13 protein-coding genes are annotated in these 16,069 nt (G+C 71.4%); 5 read left to right on the forward strand and 8 right to left on the reverse strand.

What is annotated here, in order from left to right:
* Window positions 1-7: 7 nt before the first annotated feature.
* Both MA875_RS05915 and MA875_RS05920 read right to left on the reverse strand, forming a co-directional pair.
* The gene (locus tag MA875_RS05915) at window positions 8-1,336 is read right to left on the reverse strand and encodes a M50 family metallopeptidase (RefSeq protein ID WP_248240994.1); all 1,329 of its coding nucleotides are present in this window, start codon (window positions 1,334-1,336) and stop codon (window positions 8-10) included.
* A 71-nt stretch (window positions 1,337-1,407) separates the two neighbouring features.
* Window positions 1,408-2,778, reverse strand: a complete 1,371-nt coding sequence (locus MA875_RS05920; RefSeq protein WP_248240996.1) for an HNH endonuclease signature motif containing protein — start codon at window positions 2,776-2,778, stop codon at window positions 1,408-1,410.
* Between the two features lie 175 nt (window positions 2,779-2,953).
* Between MA875_RS05920 and MA875_RS05925 the strand changes: the two genes are divergently transcribed.
* From MA875_RS05925 to MA875_RS05935, 3 genes are all read left to right on the forward strand, one after another.
* Window positions 2,954-3,547: a hypothetical protein gene (locus MA875_RS05925; RefSeq protein ID WP_248240997.1), complete on the forward strand. Its 594-nt coding sequence runs from the start codon at window positions 2,954-2,956 to the stop codon at window positions 3,545-3,547.
* Between the two features lie 106 nt (window positions 3,548-3,653).
* Window positions 3,654-4,361, forward strand: a complete 708-nt coding sequence (locus tag MA875_RS05930) for a DUF1775 domain-containing protein (RefSeq protein ID WP_248241000.1) — start codon at window positions 3,654-3,656, stop codon at window positions 4,359-4,361.
* 51 nt (window positions 4,362-4,412) lie between these two features.
* The gene (locus MA875_RS05935) at window positions 4,413-6,068 is read left to right on the forward strand and encodes a Mur ligase family protein (RefSeq protein ID WP_248241002.1); all 1,656 of its coding nucleotides are present in this window, start codon (window positions 4,413-4,415) and stop codon (window positions 6,066-6,068) included.
* A 21-nt stretch (window positions 6,069-6,089) separates the two neighbouring features.
* On the opposite strand, the gene dxr is transcribed toward MA875_RS05935, so the two are convergent.
* Window positions 6,090-7,178, reverse strand: coding sequence for a 1-deoxy-D-xylulose-5-phosphate reductoisomerase (dxr, locus tag MA875_RS05940; RefSeq protein ID WP_248241004.1), 1,089 nt, complete (start codon window positions 7,176-7,178; stop codon window positions 6,090-6,092).
* 36 nt (window positions 7,179-7,214) lie between these two features.
* A complete protein-coding gene (locus tag MA875_RS05945; protein WP_248241006.1) occupies window positions 7,215-8,165 on the reverse strand; it encodes an FKBP-type peptidyl-prolyl cis-trans isomerase in 951 nt (316 codons plus the stop codon).
* 217 nt (window positions 8,166-8,382) lie between these two features.
* Between MA875_RS05945 and MA875_RS05950 the strand changes: the two genes are divergently transcribed.
* Window positions 8,383-9,093: a lysophospholipid acyltransferase family protein gene (locus MA875_RS05950; RefSeq protein WP_248241356.1), complete on the forward strand. Its 711-nt coding sequence runs from the start codon at window positions 8,383-8,385 to the stop codon at window positions 9,091-9,093.
* A 25-nt stretch (window positions 9,094-9,118) separates the two neighbouring features.
* Here the strand turns inward: MA875_RS05950 and MA875_RS05955 are convergent, their stop codons facing one another.
* On the reverse strand, window positions 9,119-9,601 hold the full coding sequence (locus tag MA875_RS05955) for an OsmC family protein (protein ID WP_248241009.1): 483 nt from the start codon (window positions 9,599-9,601) through the stop codon (window positions 9,119-9,121).
* Between the two features lie 60 nt (window positions 9,602-9,661).
* Here MA875_RS05955 and MA875_RS05960 point away from each other — a divergent pair, with 60 nt between their 5' ends.
* Window positions 9,662-10,651 carry an asparaginase gene (locus MA875_RS05960; protein WP_248241010.1) on the forward strand — a complete coding sequence of 330 codons (990 nt, stop codon included), beginning with the start codon at window positions 9,662-9,664 and terminating at the stop codon, window positions 10,649-10,651.
* Window positions 10,652-10,663: 12 nt separating this feature from the next.
* Here the strand turns inward: MA875_RS05960 and MA875_RS05965 are convergent, their stop codons facing one another.
* From MA875_RS05965 to MA875_RS05975, 3 genes are all read right to left on the reverse strand, one after another.
* On the reverse strand, window positions 10,664-12,205 hold the full coding sequence (locus MA875_RS05965) for an APC family permease (protein ID WP_248241014.1): 1,542 nt from the start codon (window positions 12,203-12,205) through the stop codon (window positions 10,664-10,666).
* 32 nt (window positions 12,206-12,237) lie between these two features.
* Window positions 12,238-15,165, reverse strand: a complete 2,928-nt coding sequence (locus MA875_RS17745) for an FtsK/SpoIIIE domain-containing protein (protein WP_248241016.1) — start codon at window positions 15,163-15,165, stop codon at window positions 12,238-12,240.
* Between the two features lie 67 nt (window positions 15,166-15,232).
* On the reverse strand, window positions 15,233-16,051 hold the full coding sequence (locus MA875_RS05975) for a PP2C family protein-serine/threonine phosphatase (RefSeq protein ID WP_248241018.1): 819 nt from the start codon (window positions 16,049-16,051) through the stop codon (window positions 15,233-15,235).
* Window positions 16,052-16,069 lie beyond the last annotated feature (18 nt).

The following is a 16,069-nucleotide window of genomic DNA, read 5'->3' on the forward strand; positions in this document are numbered from 1 at the left end:
GCGCCCGTCATCCCAGAAGCGAGATGGGGTTGAGGATGTCGGCGAGGATCAGCGTGCCGCCCATGACGAGCAGCGCGATGAACACGACGAAGGTCACGGGGACGAGCTTCGTGGCGTCGACCGGCTTCGGGGGCGGGCGGCGGAACAGCTTCGCCCAGGCCCGCTTGATGCCGTCCCAGAGCGCCACGACGACGTGCCCGCCGTCCAGGGGCAGCAGCGGCAGGAGGTTGAAGGCGAACAGGGCGACATTCAGTGACGCCAGGAGCGAGAGGAACCCGGCCACCCGGTTGAGGATCGGCGCCTCGGCGGCGGCCACCTCGCCGGCGAGCACGCCGACACCGACCACGCTGAGAGGTCCATTCGGGTCGCGCTCCTCGCCCGTGAACAGAGTCGTGGCCGTATCGAAGATGCGCACGGGCAACTGCCAGATTACCCCCGCCACGGCGCCGACGTTCTCGAACGCGAACTGCGGACCCGCCCAGATCGGCTGCTGCACGTAGGTCGACGAGGGGGCGATGCCGGCGAACCCCACCTCTTCGGTGACGGGGTCTCCCGCGGCATCCGTCACGGGCCTTCCGGCATCGTCGTAGACGTCGCGCTCGGCCGTGGTGGGCACGAGCTGAAGCGTGCGCTCCTCGCCGTCGCGCTGCACCACCACTGAGAGGGTGTCGCCGGGGGACGAACGGATGATCTCGGACGCCTCGGCGAAGGTGGCGATCGGCGTCCCGTCGATCGAGACGATCTCGTCGCCCGGCTGGAAGCCCGCCGCGGCGGCGGGGGCTGCGGGATCGGAGGGCTCGCACACCGTGCGCTCCTCCGACGCAGGGATGACGCATTCACTGATCGTCTGGACGGTGGTCGTCGACGTCTGCACGCCGATGCCTGAGAGGAGGATCGCGAAGAGGACGATCGCGAACAGGAAGTTCATGATCGGTCCGCCCAGCATGACGACGATGCGCTTCCACACCGGCAGCTTGTAGAACACCCGGCGGTCGTCGTCGCCGTCGAGGGTCTCGTCGTTCGCCGCCCGCGCGTCCTGGACCATCGTGGCGAAGAAGCCGCCTCCCGCGCGACCGCCCCGCTCCCCGCTCTTGGGCGAGGGCGGGTACATGCCCGCCATCGAGATGTAGCCGCCGAGCGGGATCGCCTTCACGCCGTACTCGGTCTCGCCGATCCGACGCGACCAGAGGGTCGGGCCGAAGCCGATCATGTACTGGCCGACGCGCACCCCGAACCGTTTGGCCGGCCACAGGTGTCCGAGCTCGTGGAGGGCGATGGACACGGCCAACCCGACGACCATCAGGGCGATGCCGATGACGAATGCAAGGACCTCCACGGCGTTCACGCTATACCCGCGTTCTTTGAGTCAGCCGAGGGCGTGCGGCAGGGCTCGGTCGAACGGTCATGTCAGAAGGGTGCGACGGCGTATCCGCCGTTGTCGTCGGTGGGGACGAAGGCGACGCGGGAGGGTGGGTGGCTGTCGTAGGTCTTCCCGCCGGGGCTGGTGAATTTCAGGATGCCGCCGGGCAGTTGCTCCACGTGCCAGTTCGTCGCGTGTTTCAACGTGTGGTGTCGGGCGCACTCGTTGCAGAGGTTGTCGTTGCAACTCTTCCCACCCAGGGCGAAATCCTTCGAGTGATCGATGTGGCACAGTTTCGCGGGCCTTCGACAACCCGGTGTGCGACACGTGACATCGCGGGCGTTGAGGTATCGGGTTTGCGAGGGATGCAACTGATATCGATCCACCGCGGTGACGACGCCGGTGATGGGGTCGGTCATCACCCGTTCCCAGATCTTCGCGGTCCCTGCCATGCGCCTTGCGGTGTCGGGGTCGACGGGGGTGACCCCGTTGAGCTCCGCCCCGGAGTTCGTCACCCCGGTGAGGGTGGTGATGGGGATGGTGATCTGCACCTCGGCCCGGATCGCGCCCAGCCCGCCGGTGGTGGGGTCGGTGGGGTCGATCACCGGGGAACCCGCGAGCAGCATGTCCAGGGCGAGGTCGCAGCGGATCTCATCCAGGGCGCGGTCGTCGAACCACGGCTCCGCTTCCTCAGCCGGGGCGCCGTCGCTACCGTTCGCTTCCGCTTCGGCCCGCGCGGTGGCGTAGGCGCGTCGCTTGGCGCGGTCGATGTCCTTGATGGTGGTGCCCTGGCCGGTGAGGCGGTGGTAGGCGCCGTGGATGTAGACGTTCCCGCCCACGATCGTCAACGCCGACAGCGTGTCATCCAGATCGGTGACCCACACCCGCCGCTGCCGGATCGCGGTGTCATGCCGCTCCTGCAACGGCCGCGGATCCAACACCTCCGCACGCTGGCGGGCGTACGTCTTCGTCCGCGGCACCGTCTGCCGCTCCGCCTCCACCAACACGATCCGCTCGAACGACGCCCGATCCACCGGATCCTCGATCACCCGCCCAGCGTCCTGGATCACCTGCGCATGCGCCCGACTGACACGCCCATCCTCAAGGGCCGCCATCGTCTGCGGGAACCGCTCGACCAACTCGTGCGCGTCATGCATCTGCGACTGCATCGACCGGTCATTCACCCGCACCGCCAACCCCAGCTCCAGCGCCATCGACCGCAACGGCATGTCCCGCTCCCGCGAGGAGACGGAGCCGATCCGTGACCGCTGCTCCACCGTCAACGCGTACGCGTCCGCCAGCAGCCGGGCCTCCTTCGCCTCCAACGCCGCGCGCCGACGGCGCAGCTTCGCCAGCTCATCCGCGAACACCCCGGCGCGTTTCTCTTCCGCCTGCCGCCGCTTCTCGTCCGCGTCCACCTGGTAACCCCGTCTCGATGACCTACCCACATCATCGCAGGCGGCTCCGACATTGACGATCAACTGTTGAGGAAACAATCGAAGAAATATTCCCACTCGACGAGAGTTTCACCGACATGCGGCGGTGCGGCGAACGCCGTAGCCTGGTGTCGCCCCCATCGACACCGTCCCGAGGATGCCCGTGAGTCCCCGCCACCTGCGCGCCGGCCGTGCCGTCGCCGCCGCCACGGCGGCCACGGTGATCGCGGGCACATCGCACACGTTGGCTGCGGACGGCCCACCCCCGGTCATCCTGCTCCTCGTCGCAGCCGTGCTGGCGACACCGATCGCCCTTCTGCTGATCGGACGTCGACCGAGCATGGGCCGCACGCTCCTCACGGTCACCGCAGCCCAGACGGTCTACCACCTGGCGTTCGCTCTCGTCGGACCCGGCGGGGCATCGGGCACGGCTTCGCAGGGCGGACACCTGCACCACGTCCCGCTGACGCTGGGCAAGGGCGCCGTCGCCACGGTCCCCGACGCGCCCATGATCAGCGCGCACGCCGTGGCCGCCGTCCTCACGGCCCTTCTCCTTCATCACGGAGAACGGATGCTGCGGGCTCTGGGTCGTGGCATCCGCGCCCTCGTCGCCGGCCCGCCCCCGCTCGTCCTGACTCTCCGCGCCTCGATCGTTCGTCTCGGTATCGACGGCGCGGTCTGCACGCCGCTCGCCGTGGCGGCGTCGGGCTGCTCCTCCCGGGGTCCACCGGCACGCACCGCGGTCATCTGAGACCGCACCACCCGCACCGGCGTGCACCGCGCGCCGGTGATCCGCGCGCGTCCGCCGACCCGGCGGCGCGCCGTCGACCCTGCTTCGCGTGAAGGAAAGAACCACCATGACCGCTCACACTTCTGCCCGCCTGCCCCTCATCGCCACCGGTTCCGTCATCGGCGTCGCCCTCGTGCTGACGGCCCCCCTCGCCGCCTCGGCGCACGTCGGGGTGTCGCCCGAGGTCGCGCCCGCCGGGACCCGGACCACCCTGCAGTTCTCGTTCTCCCACGGCTGCGACGACTCCCCCACCACTGCCCTCGCCGTCGACATCCCCGACGCGGTGACGACGGTTACTCCGGTCGTCGACGGGGAGTGGTCGATCACCCGCGACATCGGCGCCGACGGCGTGCCGACGCGGGTGGTCTTCACCGCCGACGACCCGATCGACAGCGGCCTGCGCGCCTCGGTCGCGCTCGACGTCACCTTCACCGAGGGCGCCGCCGGCGAATCCGTCGCCTTCCCAGTCGAGCAGAGCTGCGTCGTCGGCTCGACGGCATGGAACGAGGCGACCGAACCGGGAGAGGAGGAGCCCGCGCACCCGGCCCCGGTCGTCGTCGTCTCCGAGCCCGGCGAATCCGAGCCCGGCGCGGAGCACACGTCGGGGCACGGTGCGGCGCACGCGGATGACGCGCAGGACGCCGCCGCCACGCCGGCCGCGGCCGCATCCACCGGCAGCGACGATCCCGTGGCCCGCGGTCTCGCCGCTGCGAGCCTGGTGACCGGAGTCGGCGCCCTCGTGGCGGCGCTGTGGCGCCGACGCGCGCGGAGCTGACCCCTCCCGGTCACGGTCTCGGCCGGAGCCGGGTGAGAGGATGGAGACGCCATGCCCACGGATGACGCTCCCCACCTGCCCCCCGTGCTCCGGCCGGATCACCCGCCCGCGCACCGCGTGGCCCATCTCGCCGCACGTTTCGCCCGCCGCGTCAGCGGCGACCCCGGCGGGTCGACCCTCACCGGTGTGACCCTCGCCACCGCCGATCTGCGTCCCGGCGACGTCTTCGTCGCCGTGCGCGGCGCCAACCGCCACGGCGCGGAATTCTCCGCGGATGCCGCGGCACGCGGCGCGGTGGCTGTGATCACCGACGACACGGGTCTACCGCTCGCCGCAGCATCCGGACTCCCGGTCCTCGTCGTCGACGACCCGCGCGCGCTCCTCGGCGCCATCTCGGCGTGGGTATACGGCACCGGGCGCGATGACGATCTGCCGCTGCTGTTCGGCACCACCGGCACCAACGGCAAGACGAGCGTGTCGCACCTGCTGGAGGGCATGCTCGACCAGCTCGGCGTCGTCACCGGCCTCTCCTCGACGGCCGAGCGGCACATCGCCGGGCAGGTGGTGGTCTCGCGGCTGACGACGCCCGAGGCGTACGAGATGCACGCGCTGCTGGCGCTGATGCGCGAACGCGGCGTGGAGGCCGTCGCGGTGGAGGTGAGCGCTCAGGCGCTCAGCCGTCGCCGCGTCGACGGCATCGTCTTCGACGTCGCGGGGTTCACCAACCTCAGTCACGACCACCTCGACGACTACGCCGACATGGCCGAGTACCTCAAGGCGAAGCTGCCGCTCTTCACCGCCGAGCGGGCGCGTCGCGCCGTCATCTCGCTCGACTCCCCCGCAGGAGCCGACGTGGTCGCGCGATCCGAGGTGCCGACCCTGACGGTCGGGACCCCCGCCATCGCCGCCGATCCCACCGCGGCGGCCGACGCGGACTGGGTCGTCGAGATCATCGAGGAACGTCAGCAGGGCACCCGGTTCCGGCTGTCGTCGAAGGACGGGCGGATGCTGGAGACCGTCGTCCCGGTCATCGGCCAGCACATGGCCGCCAACGCCGGTCTTGCGATCGTGATGCTCCTCGAGGGCGGGTACGCGTGGGACGACCTCGTCACGGCCTTCCACCGCGACGGCGGGATCCGCGCCTACCTCCCCGGCCGCACCGAACTCGTCTCGGGCGAGCGCGGGCCTGCGGTCTTCGTCGACTTCGGCCACTCCCCCGACGCCTTCGAGAAGACCCTCGCCGCCGTACGGCACGTCACTCCCGGCCGCGTTCTCATGCTCGTCGGGGCCGACGGCGATCGAGACGCCACCAAGCGGCTCGACATGGGTCGCACCGCCGCAGAGGGCAGCGACATCCTCATCATCACCGACCACCACCCGCGGCACGAGGATCCCGACGCGATCCGGGCCACCCTCATCGCAGGCGCCCGACGCGCCAGGCCCGACGCCGAGATCCACGAGTTCTCGCCGCCCGAGCGCGCGATCCGCGAGGCCGTCGCGCGGGTCGGCGAGGGCGACGCGATCCTGTGGGCCGGCCCCGGCCATCAGGATTACCGCGACATCCGAGGCGTCCGCACACCCTATTCCGCGCGCGAGCTCGCCCGACGGGCACTCGCCGCCCGCGGATGGCCCGTCCCCGAACCGCGGTGGCCCGTGCCTTACCCGGACGACAGCACCCCGTCATCCGATCCCCTTCGCCCCGCCTGAGACGAGCCGCCGGGCGAGCCCTCAGCGCGCGACGATCAGCTCGTCGGCGGTGCGACGGGCCCACGCCTCGGCGTCGACCAACGACTCGCGGGTAAGCGCTGCGGGGGCCTCATGCCGGTCGACGACGTCTGCGACGAGGTCGACGATGTCGAGGAAGCGCAGCCGCCCCTCGTGGAAGGCGTCGACGGCCTGCTCGTTCGCCGCGTTGAACACGGCGGGGAAGGTCGCGCCCGCCTTCCCGACACGCTTGGCCAGACGCACCGCGGGGAACGCGTCCTCGTCGAGCGGCTCGAACGTCCACTGCGTCGCGCGGGTCCAGTCGATCGGCCCCCCGACCCCGGCCACGCGCTGCGGCCAGTCCAGCCCCAGGGAGATCGGAAGGCGCATGTCGGGCGGTGAGGCCTGCGCGATCGTCGACCCATCGACGAATTCGACCATGGAGTGCACGACCGACTGCGGATGGACGACGACGTCGATCGCGTCGTAGGGCACGCCGAAGAGCAGATGCGCCTCGATGACCTCGAGGCCTTTGTTCACGAGCGACGCGGAGTTCGTCGTCACGACGCGGCCCATGTCCCAGGTCGGGTGGGCCAGCGCCTGGGCGGGGGTCACCTCGGCGAGCTCGGATCGCGAGCGACCGCGGAAGGGTCCGCCCGACGCGGTCAGCACCAGGCGTCGCACCTCGTCGTGCGTGCCGGCGCGGAGGGCCTGAGCGATCGCGGAGTGCTCCGAATCGACGGGGACGATCTGACCGGGCGCGGCGAGGGCGGTGACGAGCTCCCCGCCCACGATGAGCGACTCCTTGTTCGCCAGCGCAAGGGTGCGACCGGTCTCCAGCGCCGCGAGTGTGGGCCCGAGGCCCACCGATCCGGTGATGCCGTTCAGGACGACGTCCGCAGCGACGTCGCGGACGAGCTGCTCCGCTTCGGCGGCGCCGAGCGCGCAGGCGCTCTCGGCGACGCCGAATTCCGCCGCCTGAGCGGTCAGCAGGTCGCGGCGGCGTCCCGCCGCGAGCCCCGCCACCTCGAAACGATCCGGGTTCGCGGCGATGACCTCGAGGGCCTGCGTGCCGATGGAGCCGGTGGAACCAAGGACGAGGATGCGCCGCATCCGGTCAGCCTATCCGCGCTCTCGCGCGCGGCGGCGTCAGGGAGCGGTGGTGGCGGCGACGTGCTGGACGCCGAGGATGTCGACCACGAAGACGAGGGTCTCCTCCTGCAGCTCGTTGCCGTCGACGGCGCCGTAGCCGAACTCGGGGGGGATCACCGCCAGGACCTGCGACCCGACGGTCTGACCCTCCAGCGCCTGGCGGAAGCCGTCGACGACGCCGGTCGTCTGGAACGACGCGGGGGTGCCGGCCTCCCAGCTGGAGTCGAACACCTCGTTGTCGGACCACTTCACGCCCGTGTACTGCACCAGCACGGTGTCGCCGGGCTCGACCGTCTCGCCGTCGCCCTGCTTGAGGGTCGCGAGCTCGACCTCGGTGGGAGCATCGGCGTCGGGGACGGTGATGGTCGGCTCACCGTCATCGGCCAGTTCCACCTCGGGAAGGCCCTCGGGTGCGGGCTGCTCGGTGCCCCATGCGGCGTCGGGGACGGTCTCGAGGAAGTCGAAGACGTAGACCTCGCCGCCGTTGGTCTCGGTGGCGGGGAAGGTGGCGACAACGCGTGTGCCGGGCGTCGCGCATCCGAGCACCTGGCCGATGGGGTTGTCGGCGGAGATCTGCTGCGGGAGGAACTGGCCGGGCTCGTAGTTGAGCGATCCCAGCTCTTCGCCCGTCTCGGCGCTGAAGGCGGTGAAGGCGATGTTCACCAGCTCGCCGGCCTGGACCGCGTCGCCCTCGCCCTCGGTGACGACGGTGCTCTGCAGCTCGGAGATCTCCAGCGGGGCGGTGAAGACCGCTTGCGACGCGGCGCCGGGCTCACCCTCGACCGTGACCGACTCGGACGCCTCACCCGACGGGGCGACCGCGTCGCACAGGTCGGCGACCTGCGCCGACGGGGACTGGGTCGCGTCGGGGGCGTCGCCGGAGCACGACGTCAGCAGAAGGACCGATGCGGCGGCGACGGACAGGGCGGCGAGCGGTCGAATACGCACAAAAACCTCAGGGTCGAGGGACGGAAGGACCTCCCTATCCTGGCCTACGTTTCCTCTGTCTGGGCTGAGAGGTCGCGATGCCCCGGCGTGAGGGCGAGGCCCGAGGCCCGGGATGCCGGCACGGGAATGAGAGCGAGAGTACCCTCGTCTGGTGACGTCCGAGGCAGCCAGCGATCTCCCCCAGGGGGCCCCCGACGCGTCTTCGCACTCGATCGGCATGACCTATGCCCTGGGACGGATGGTGATCGCCCCGCTCGGGCGCCTGATCTACCGCCCGAAGGTGGAGGGCAAGGGGAACGTTCCCCGGCAGGGCGCCGTCATCTTCGCCAGCAATCACCTGTCGTTCATCGACTCCATTGCCATCCCGGTCGCCGCGCCCCGACCGGTGCACTTCCTCGCCAAGGCAAGCTACTTCGAAGGCAGCGGGATGAAGGGATGGATGTCGCGGGAGTTCTTCCGCGCGATCGGCGCCATCCCCGTGCAGCGCGGCGCCGGGCAGGCGGCGCTGGACGCGCTGGAGCAGCAGCGCCTTCTCCTGGCGGAGGGCCGCGCCGTCGCGCTCTACCCCGAGGGCACGCGCTCACTGGACGGGCGCCTGTACAAGGGACGCACGGGCGTCGCCTTCCTCGCGTTGGAGACCGGTGCCCCCGTGGTGCCGGTGGGTCTCATCGGTACCGACCGCGTGATGCCGGTCGGGGCCAAACGCCCTTCGCTCTCGGAGCGCATCACCGTCAGGTTCGGCGCGCCGCTGGACCTCTCCCACCACGGCGCGGCGTCGTCGGGTCGGGCGCGCCGTGGCGCCACCGACGAGATCATGTCGGCCATCCAAGCCCTCAGCGAGCAGGAGCTCGCCGGCGTCTACAACGAGGTCCCCGCGCAGAACCCGATCGAGCGCATCAAGCAGGTACTCCCCCACGAGCGCCTGTAGCCCGTCGCGCGCGACGCGGAATCCGTCACTCGGCGGCGTCGGCCACCAGGATGGTGGCCTCGTGGCGAACGGGGAAGTTGACCGAGTTGGCGATGAAGCACAGGGCGTGAGCCTTGTCGTGCGCCGCGATGGCGGCATCCCTCATCTCTTCGGTCGCGACGGTGACGCGCGGGTGCAGCACCACCTCGCGGAACGCCCCGCTGCCCGCACCGTCTTCGACCATGAGTCCGACGGCCTCATCGGTGTAGTCCACGACGACGACCCCCGCCATCACGCACGCGTGGAGGTAGGACAGGAGGTGGCACTCGCTCAGCGCGGCGAGCAGGAGGTCTTCAGGGTTCCAGCGCGCCGGGTCTCCGCGGAACGGCTTATCGGCCGACGCCAGCAGGGCGGGCTTGCCGTCGACCTCGATGGTGACGGAGCGGTCGTAGTCGCGATATCCGCTCGTGCCGCTCCCCCGGTTGCCGGTCCACGTCGCGCGCAGCGCGTATCGGTGCTCACCCCACATGGCCCCAGTCTGGCACGCGGCGCCCGAGGCGCCTCCGGCGTCGAGGGTAGGCTGACGTGCGTGCCGCAGACCATCGCCGCCGAGAAGGCCGTCGAGCTCGCCGTCGTCGAACGCAGTGGGTTCGTGGAGTCCCGTCACACCGGGGTGGCCGTGGTTCTGGATGCCGACGGCGTGGTCTCCGAGCGCCACGGCGACGTCGAGGGCCTCATCCTCCCCCGCTCGAGCCTCAAGCCGCTCCAGGCGCTCGCTCTCCTCACCGCCGGAGCGGACCTGGCCGGCGAGGAGCTCGGCCTGTCCACCGCGAGCCACACCGGAACCGATCGGCACGTCGCCGTCGTCCGGAGCATCCTCGATCGCGCCGGGCTCGACGAGCGGTCCCTCGGGTGCCCTCCGGCCTGGCCGTCGGACCAGCCCACCCGCGACGCGGTCGTGCGCGCCGGGGGCGAGCCCACGCGGGAGCGGATGAACTGCTCGGGCAAGCACGCCGCCATGCTCCTGACCGCCGTGGCGAACGGCTGGGACACCGCCACCTACCTCGAGCCGGGGCATCCGCTCCAGTCCCACATCCGCCAGGTGATCGAGAGGCTCACCGGCGAGCGCGTCGCCGCGACCGCCGTCGACGGCTGCGGGGCGCCGGTGTACGCCGTGACCCTGCTGGGCCTCGCCCGCGCCGTTCACCGCATCGGCGTGTCGTCGGAGCGCTCGCCGTTCGCCCTCCACCGGCAGGCGGGCACGCTCGTGAGGACCGTCCGCGAGCACCCTTGGACCATCGAAGGACCCGGCCGGCCCGACACCGTCGCGATCGAGCGCCTCGGCGTCTTCGCCAAGACCGGCGCCGAAGGCGTCTTGGTCATGACCGGCCCGGGTGGCACGACCGTCGCCCTGAAGGTGCTCGACGGGTCGTCGCGCGCGGCGACCGCGGTGGCGCTGCGCCTCCTCGAGCGTCACGGCGCCCTGCCGGCGGACGACGTCGCCGCAACCCTCGCCGCACTCCCGCTGTCGGTCACCGGCGGCGGCCGAGATGTCGGGGAGATCCGCCCCGTCGTCTGACGACCGGCAGGCTCAGCTCAGCCCGCCGTCCACCGACCGCTGGTAGGCGCCCTCGTCGGGCACGAGCACCGGGGTGTCGCGGTTCAGCCGCTCACCGCGGAAGAAGGGCTTCGAGGTCGGGAAGGCGTACCAGACGAACATCAGCACCACGCCGATCGCCAGCGAGCCGACGCCGACCACGAAGGTGCCGCCCACGCCGAGCAGCACCGTGTATCCGTAGTCGACGTCGTACATGTCGATCGCGGACTGGATGAACGCGTAGGTCAGCATCAGCGCGCCCAGCAGCGGCAGGATCCCGCGGTAGACGAGGTTCCGCCCCGACGTGAACAGATCCCGCCGGAAGTACCAGACGCAGGCGTACCCGGTGAGGGCGTAGTAGAACGCGATCGCGAGGCCGAGCGAGAGGATGGAGTCCTGCAGGATGTTGTCGCTGATCAGCGTCATCCCGATGTAGTACAGGCTCGCGACGATCCCCATGACGATCGTGGAGAACGAGGGCGTCTTGTAGACGGGGTGAACGGTGCGGAACCGCTGGGGCAGCGCCTTGTACACCGCCATCGACAGCGTGCCGCGCGCCGTGGGGAGGATGGTGGTCTGCGTCGACGACACCGCGGAGATGAGCACCGCGATGAGAAGCAACGGCGCGAGGGGCCCGAGCAGGTCGTCCTTCAGCGCAAGGAAGATGTCGTCGGCATTGGCCTCGTTGCCCAGGCCCACGCCCGTCGTCCCGAGACCGGCGTACATCATCGCGGCGATCGTGACCCCGACGTAGGTGAAGACGAGGATGAGGGTGGTGAGCAGGGCTGCGCGGCCCGGGATGCGCTTGGGGTCCTTCGTCTCCTCGTTCAGCGCGAGGCAGGTGTCCCATCCCCAATAGATGAAGATCGCCAGCAGGATCGCCTCGGTGAAGGCGCTCCAGTCGGTGAATCCGAGCGGGTTCAGCCACGACAGGTCGAAGGGCGTCGGATTGGGCGCGGTGCCGGTGAAGAACTGCCAGAGGGCGGCGACGATGAACACCGCCAGCAGGAGGTACTGGATGGTCAGGAGCACGTTCTGGATCCGCTCGCCGATCTCGACGCCGCGCCAGCTCACCCAGGTCATCAGTGCGATGAAGAAGACACCGGTGGCGGTGACCAGCGGCACGTTGTCGGCCAGCGACCCGTCGCCGAAGAGCGACCAGAAGTAGATCCCCGCGATCTGGGCGAGGTTCGCCAACACGATGGTTCCGGCCACGGCCACGCCCCACCCCCCGAGCCACCCGATCCACGGTCCGAAGGCCTTCGTGCTCCAAGTGAACGTCGTGCCGCAGTCGGGCACGGCGTTGTTGAGCTCGCGATAGGCGAATGCGATGAACAGCATCGGCACGAAGGCGATGATGAACGCGATCGGCGCCTGAGCGCCGACGGCGAGGACCACGAATCCGAGGGTCGCCACCAGCGAGTACACCGGCGCCGTGGAGGCCAGACCGATGACGGTCGAACCCCACAGGCCCAGCGTCCCTGCTGCGAGGCCCTTGCCTTCGGGTCGACCCAGGGTCACAGGGGAGGTTGCCATGCGCTGACGCTAGGGCCACCGGGCGACGGCGGTCAAGCACGCGCGGGAGTGTCGGGAAGAAGGATGCGACGCGGGTCGCCTCCCGCCTCCCGCACCCAGGCGCGACCGCGCCCGGTCACGCAGTAAGGAGGGAGCGCGCGGTCGGCGGTCAGCATCCGGTACTCGGGCCCGCAGGACGCGTCGACGACGAGGTCGTGCTCGGATCGGATGAGGCCGAGGGTCCGCCAGTGCCGCTGCCACTCGTCGGGCTCTCCCACGACCACGACCCGCCCGGTGCGGCTGCCGCGCTCCACCCCGGCGTCGAAGGCGTCCAGGTCGATCAGCGCCGCGCCGGCGGCCTCCCACGCCGCCAGCGCCGCACGCGCCTGCGGTGAGCGCCGGGTGACGACTCCGGCGAGCCCTCGGGGCTGCCAGACCTCTGGGGGCACCACTGACCCCGGCAGGGGTGCATCCCACGCCGTGGCCACCTGCAGGGCGTGGCCGTCCCAGGTTCCCCGTCCGGGTCCCGCGCGGTCGTCCCAATCCGCCGGTGCGCCGCCGAGGGCGACATGGTCGGCGCGAGAGGCGGAGGCCAGCAGAACGCGCCGGGACGCGAGGTCGACCAGACGCGCCACGCCTCCGGCCACCCGCTGCGCGGTGAGGGCGACGAGCGTCCCCTCTCCCCCCGCGCCGCGGAGGAGATCCTCGAGATGCTGGAGCAGGTCGCCGGCATAGTCCATCGGGTAGCGTCCGACGAGCGCATCGATGTCGTCGACGAGCACCAGCCGCGGTGCAGCCGAGGCCGCGTGCGGGGCGCGGACGAGATCGGCGACCACATCCCACGCCCCCTCCGGATCGGCCGGCACCCAGGTCACCGCATCCGGGCGCTGAGCCGCGAGCGTCTGCAGCGCGGTCGTCTTGCCGCTCCCGCCGCGCCCCAGGATCACCAGCCCCGTCGCGCGGGGATCGAGCACGGCCGGTCGCTGCCGCTGCTCGTCGGGTTCGTCGAGCAGTCCGAGGACGAGAGGCGGGGTGGCACCGGCGTCGGCGGGCGGCATTCGCAGGTCGGCGAGGTCGACGCGGGTCGGCAGCGCCGGCAGCCACGAGCGTCGTGGTGTCGGGCCGCGGGAGGAGCGGACGACCGCGGCGACATCGTCGGCGTCGGCGAGGGCCACCCGGAAGCGCCGGGGTGCCGCGTCGATGCTTCGGCGCAGCCATGCTGTGCCCCGTTCGGTTCCCGTCGACGCCGGTCGGGCTGCGTCATCCGTTCCGATCACCGCGCGGCTGTCGGCGGCGTCGGCGACGCGGAGGCTCAGCCGCAGCGGCAGATTCGCCCACAGACCCTCCCGGATCACGCCGGTCGTGCGCTGCGTCCCGAGGATCAGATGCATCCCCAGCGCCCTCCCGCGCGCAGCGAGGTCGGTGAACAGCGCCTGGAGCTCCGGATGGTCCGCGAGCAGCGCGGCGAATTCGTCGACGACGACGACGAGTCGCGGGAGCTCGGCCCGCTCGTCGCGGATGTCGCGGGCGCCGGCCCGGGCGAGCTCCGCCTCCCGCCATCTGATCTCGGCACGAAGGCTCTCGATGGCCCGTCGGGCGCCGCTGGGATCGAGGTCCGTGATGACGCCGGTGACGTGCGGGAGGCCCGCGAGGCGCTGGAAGGCGGTGCCGCCCTTGAAGTCGGCGAGGAGGAAGGTGACCTCGCGGGTGGAGTAGCGCGCACAGAGCGCCAGCACCCACGTGACGAGCAGCTCGCTCTTGCCCGACCCCGTCATCCCGGTGACGACGGCGTGGGGGCCGTCCTCCACGAGGTCGATCGAGACGGGGACCCGATCGCGTCCGACGGTGGCGGCGAGTCCGCCGCGCGCCGCGGGCGACGAGCCCGGGTCGGCGAGATCGGCCAGTCGCACCGGGCCGTCGTCGGCGTCGAGGTCTCCCCAGGAGCGCGCGGCACGCGACGCGAGGGTCTCGGCGATCGTCACCGCCTGCGCCCGTCCGACCGCCTCGGGCCGGATCTCGTACGTCTCCCCTCCGATGTCGGCGTGGGCGAGGCCCGGGCCGTCGAGGCGCAGGACGACCGCACACCCCGGTGGCGGCGGCTCGTTGGGACCGACGCGGACGATCCGGATGTCGGCTGCGTCCGCGGCATCCGCTCCCCCCACCCGCAGCGCGAGCGTGCGTGAAGCGCCGATGCGCCGATGCGGCAGCCGCGCGAGCCAGGTCTCGTCGTCGGCCGAGGACGGCAGAATCGAGAAAGAACCCGGCGGATGCAGCAGACAGGCCTGCAGCACCAGCGCGCGGGCGACCGCGGCGCTCACGAGCGGCGGCCCGATGACGGCGATCCCGGCTTCCAGGGGCACCGCGATCGGCGCGTCCTCGAGCACGGCGGCGCGGCGCCGCAGCTCGCCGGCTCGCGCATCACCGCGCCCGCCGCTCACCCGGACCGCGCTCGGTATGCGACCCCGCCCGACGACCACCGTGTCGCCGCGATCGCGGTGGGGTCGCCACACCTCGATCTCGGATGCGACGAGCCGAGCGACGTCGGGGTGGACCCCCCACCACCGCTCGCGCTCCCGTCGGTGGCGCGACGCGACGGCCCGCGCCACCTCGGCGCGGGTCTCGGCGCTCGCCTGCTCGGCTGCCCGGCGGTCCCGACGAGCCGTGCGGGCGGCGTCGGCGATCGACGCGAGGGCGATCAGTGGGCCGAGAGCGGCGAGCCACAGGGCGAGGACAGACCCGGTGACCAGCCACAGTGCTCCCGCCCCGAGGATCGGAACCGTCGACGCGACGATCGGGAGCGGGGGCCGGGGCGGTCTCTCCCACCGGTCGTCGAGATGCAGGAGGTCGTCCGTCGACGAGTCGTCATGCGGGTCCACGGTGTCCCGCGCGCCGCCGTCGACCGCGGGGGCCTGGGCCAGCGGGCGGCTCGCTGAGAAGGATCCGCGGGGACGGACCGGCGGGAGCGGGGTGAAGGATGGCACGTTCCCACTCTGTGCGCCGCACGTGCGGTCACCCGCGCCTCACCGCGAATCGGTGGAGAACTCGTCGTCAGGCGGAGGCTGTGGAGGAGTCGACGCCGGCCGCCGCACCGGCCGTCTTCTCGCGGAGGGACACGTTCACCACGATGATGGTGATGTTGTCGCGCCCGCCGTTCTCCAGCGCCGCATCGAGCATCGCCTCCACGGCCCCCGCCGGATCCTCGTGCTGCGAGAGGAAATGGTGGATGCCGAAATCGGTGAGCTCCTTGGTGAGACCGTCGGAGCACACCACGAAGCGATCGCCGTCGACGATGTCGAGGCGCACGTAGTCGGGCGTCACGCTCTCACTCGGTCCCACCGCACGGGTGATGACGTTGCCGTAAGGGTGGTTCTCGGCCTCCTCAGGACTGAGACGTCCCGAGGCGACGAGCTCCTGCACGACGGAGTGGTCGGTGGTCACCTGCACGACGTCGTCGTCGCGGAGGAGGTAGACGCGGGAGTCTCCGATGTTGAGCGTGACCCAGGTCGCGGGCTCGGTCGTGGGATCGAGGTAGACGCCCGTCAGGGTCGTTCCGGTTCCGTCATCTGTCGTCTCGGGGTGCGAGGCGATGTCCTTCACGGCGCGGCCGAGCGCCTTCTCGATGGTCTTCGCGCTCACCGGGCCCGTCTCCACGACCGCGCGGAGCCGATCGACGGTGCTGGCACTGGCGATCTCGCCGCCGACGTGCCCGCCCATCCCGTCAGCCACGGCGAAGAGGGGGAACGAGGCGAGCACCGCGTCCTGATTCACCTCGCGTCGGCGGCCGGTGTGTGTGGTCGCAGCCCAGCGCAGCGACAGCGTCGCGTCCGGCAGTTCGATCAGACGGTCTCCGGAGGAGATCTCAGGCACCAGCTCTCCTCTCCCCAC

Source organism: Microbacterium kunmingense (genome assembly GCF_023155745.1).
GTDB classification, from domain to species: Bacteria; Actinomycetota; Actinomycetes; order Actinomycetales; family Microbacteriaceae; genus Microbacterium; species Microbacterium kunmingense.

Excerpts from the sequence above, each read along its gene's own strand:
- MA875_RS05925 (WP_248240997.1), top strand. The coding sequence starts at position 2,954 with ATGCCCGTGAGTCCCCGCCACCTGCGCGCCGGCCGTGCCGTCGCCGCC.
- MA875_RS05950 (WP_248241356.1), top strand. The coding sequence starts at position 8,383 with ATGACCTATGCCCTGGGACGGATGGTGATCGCCCCGCTCGGGCGCCTG.
- MA875_RS05935 (WP_248241002.1), top strand. The coding sequence starts at position 4,413 with ATGCCCACGGATGACGCTCCCCACCTGCCCCCCGTGCTCCGGCCGGAT.
- MA875_RS05965 (WP_248241014.1), bottom strand. The coding sequence starts at position 12,205 with ATGGCAACCTCCCCTGTGACCCTGGGTCGACCCGAAGGCAAGGGCCTC.
- MA875_RS05955 (WP_248241009.1), bottom strand. The coding sequence starts at position 9,601 with ATGTGGGGTGAGCACCGATACGCGCTGCGCGCGACGTGGACCGGCAAC.
- MA875_RS05930 (WP_248241000.1), top strand. The coding sequence starts at position 3,654 with ATGACCGCTCACACTTCTGCCCGCCTGCCCCTCATCGCCACCGGTTCC.
- dxr (WP_248241004.1), bottom strand. The coding sequence starts at position 7,178 with ATGCGGCGCATCCTCGTCCTTGGTTCCACCGGCTCCATCGGCACGCAG.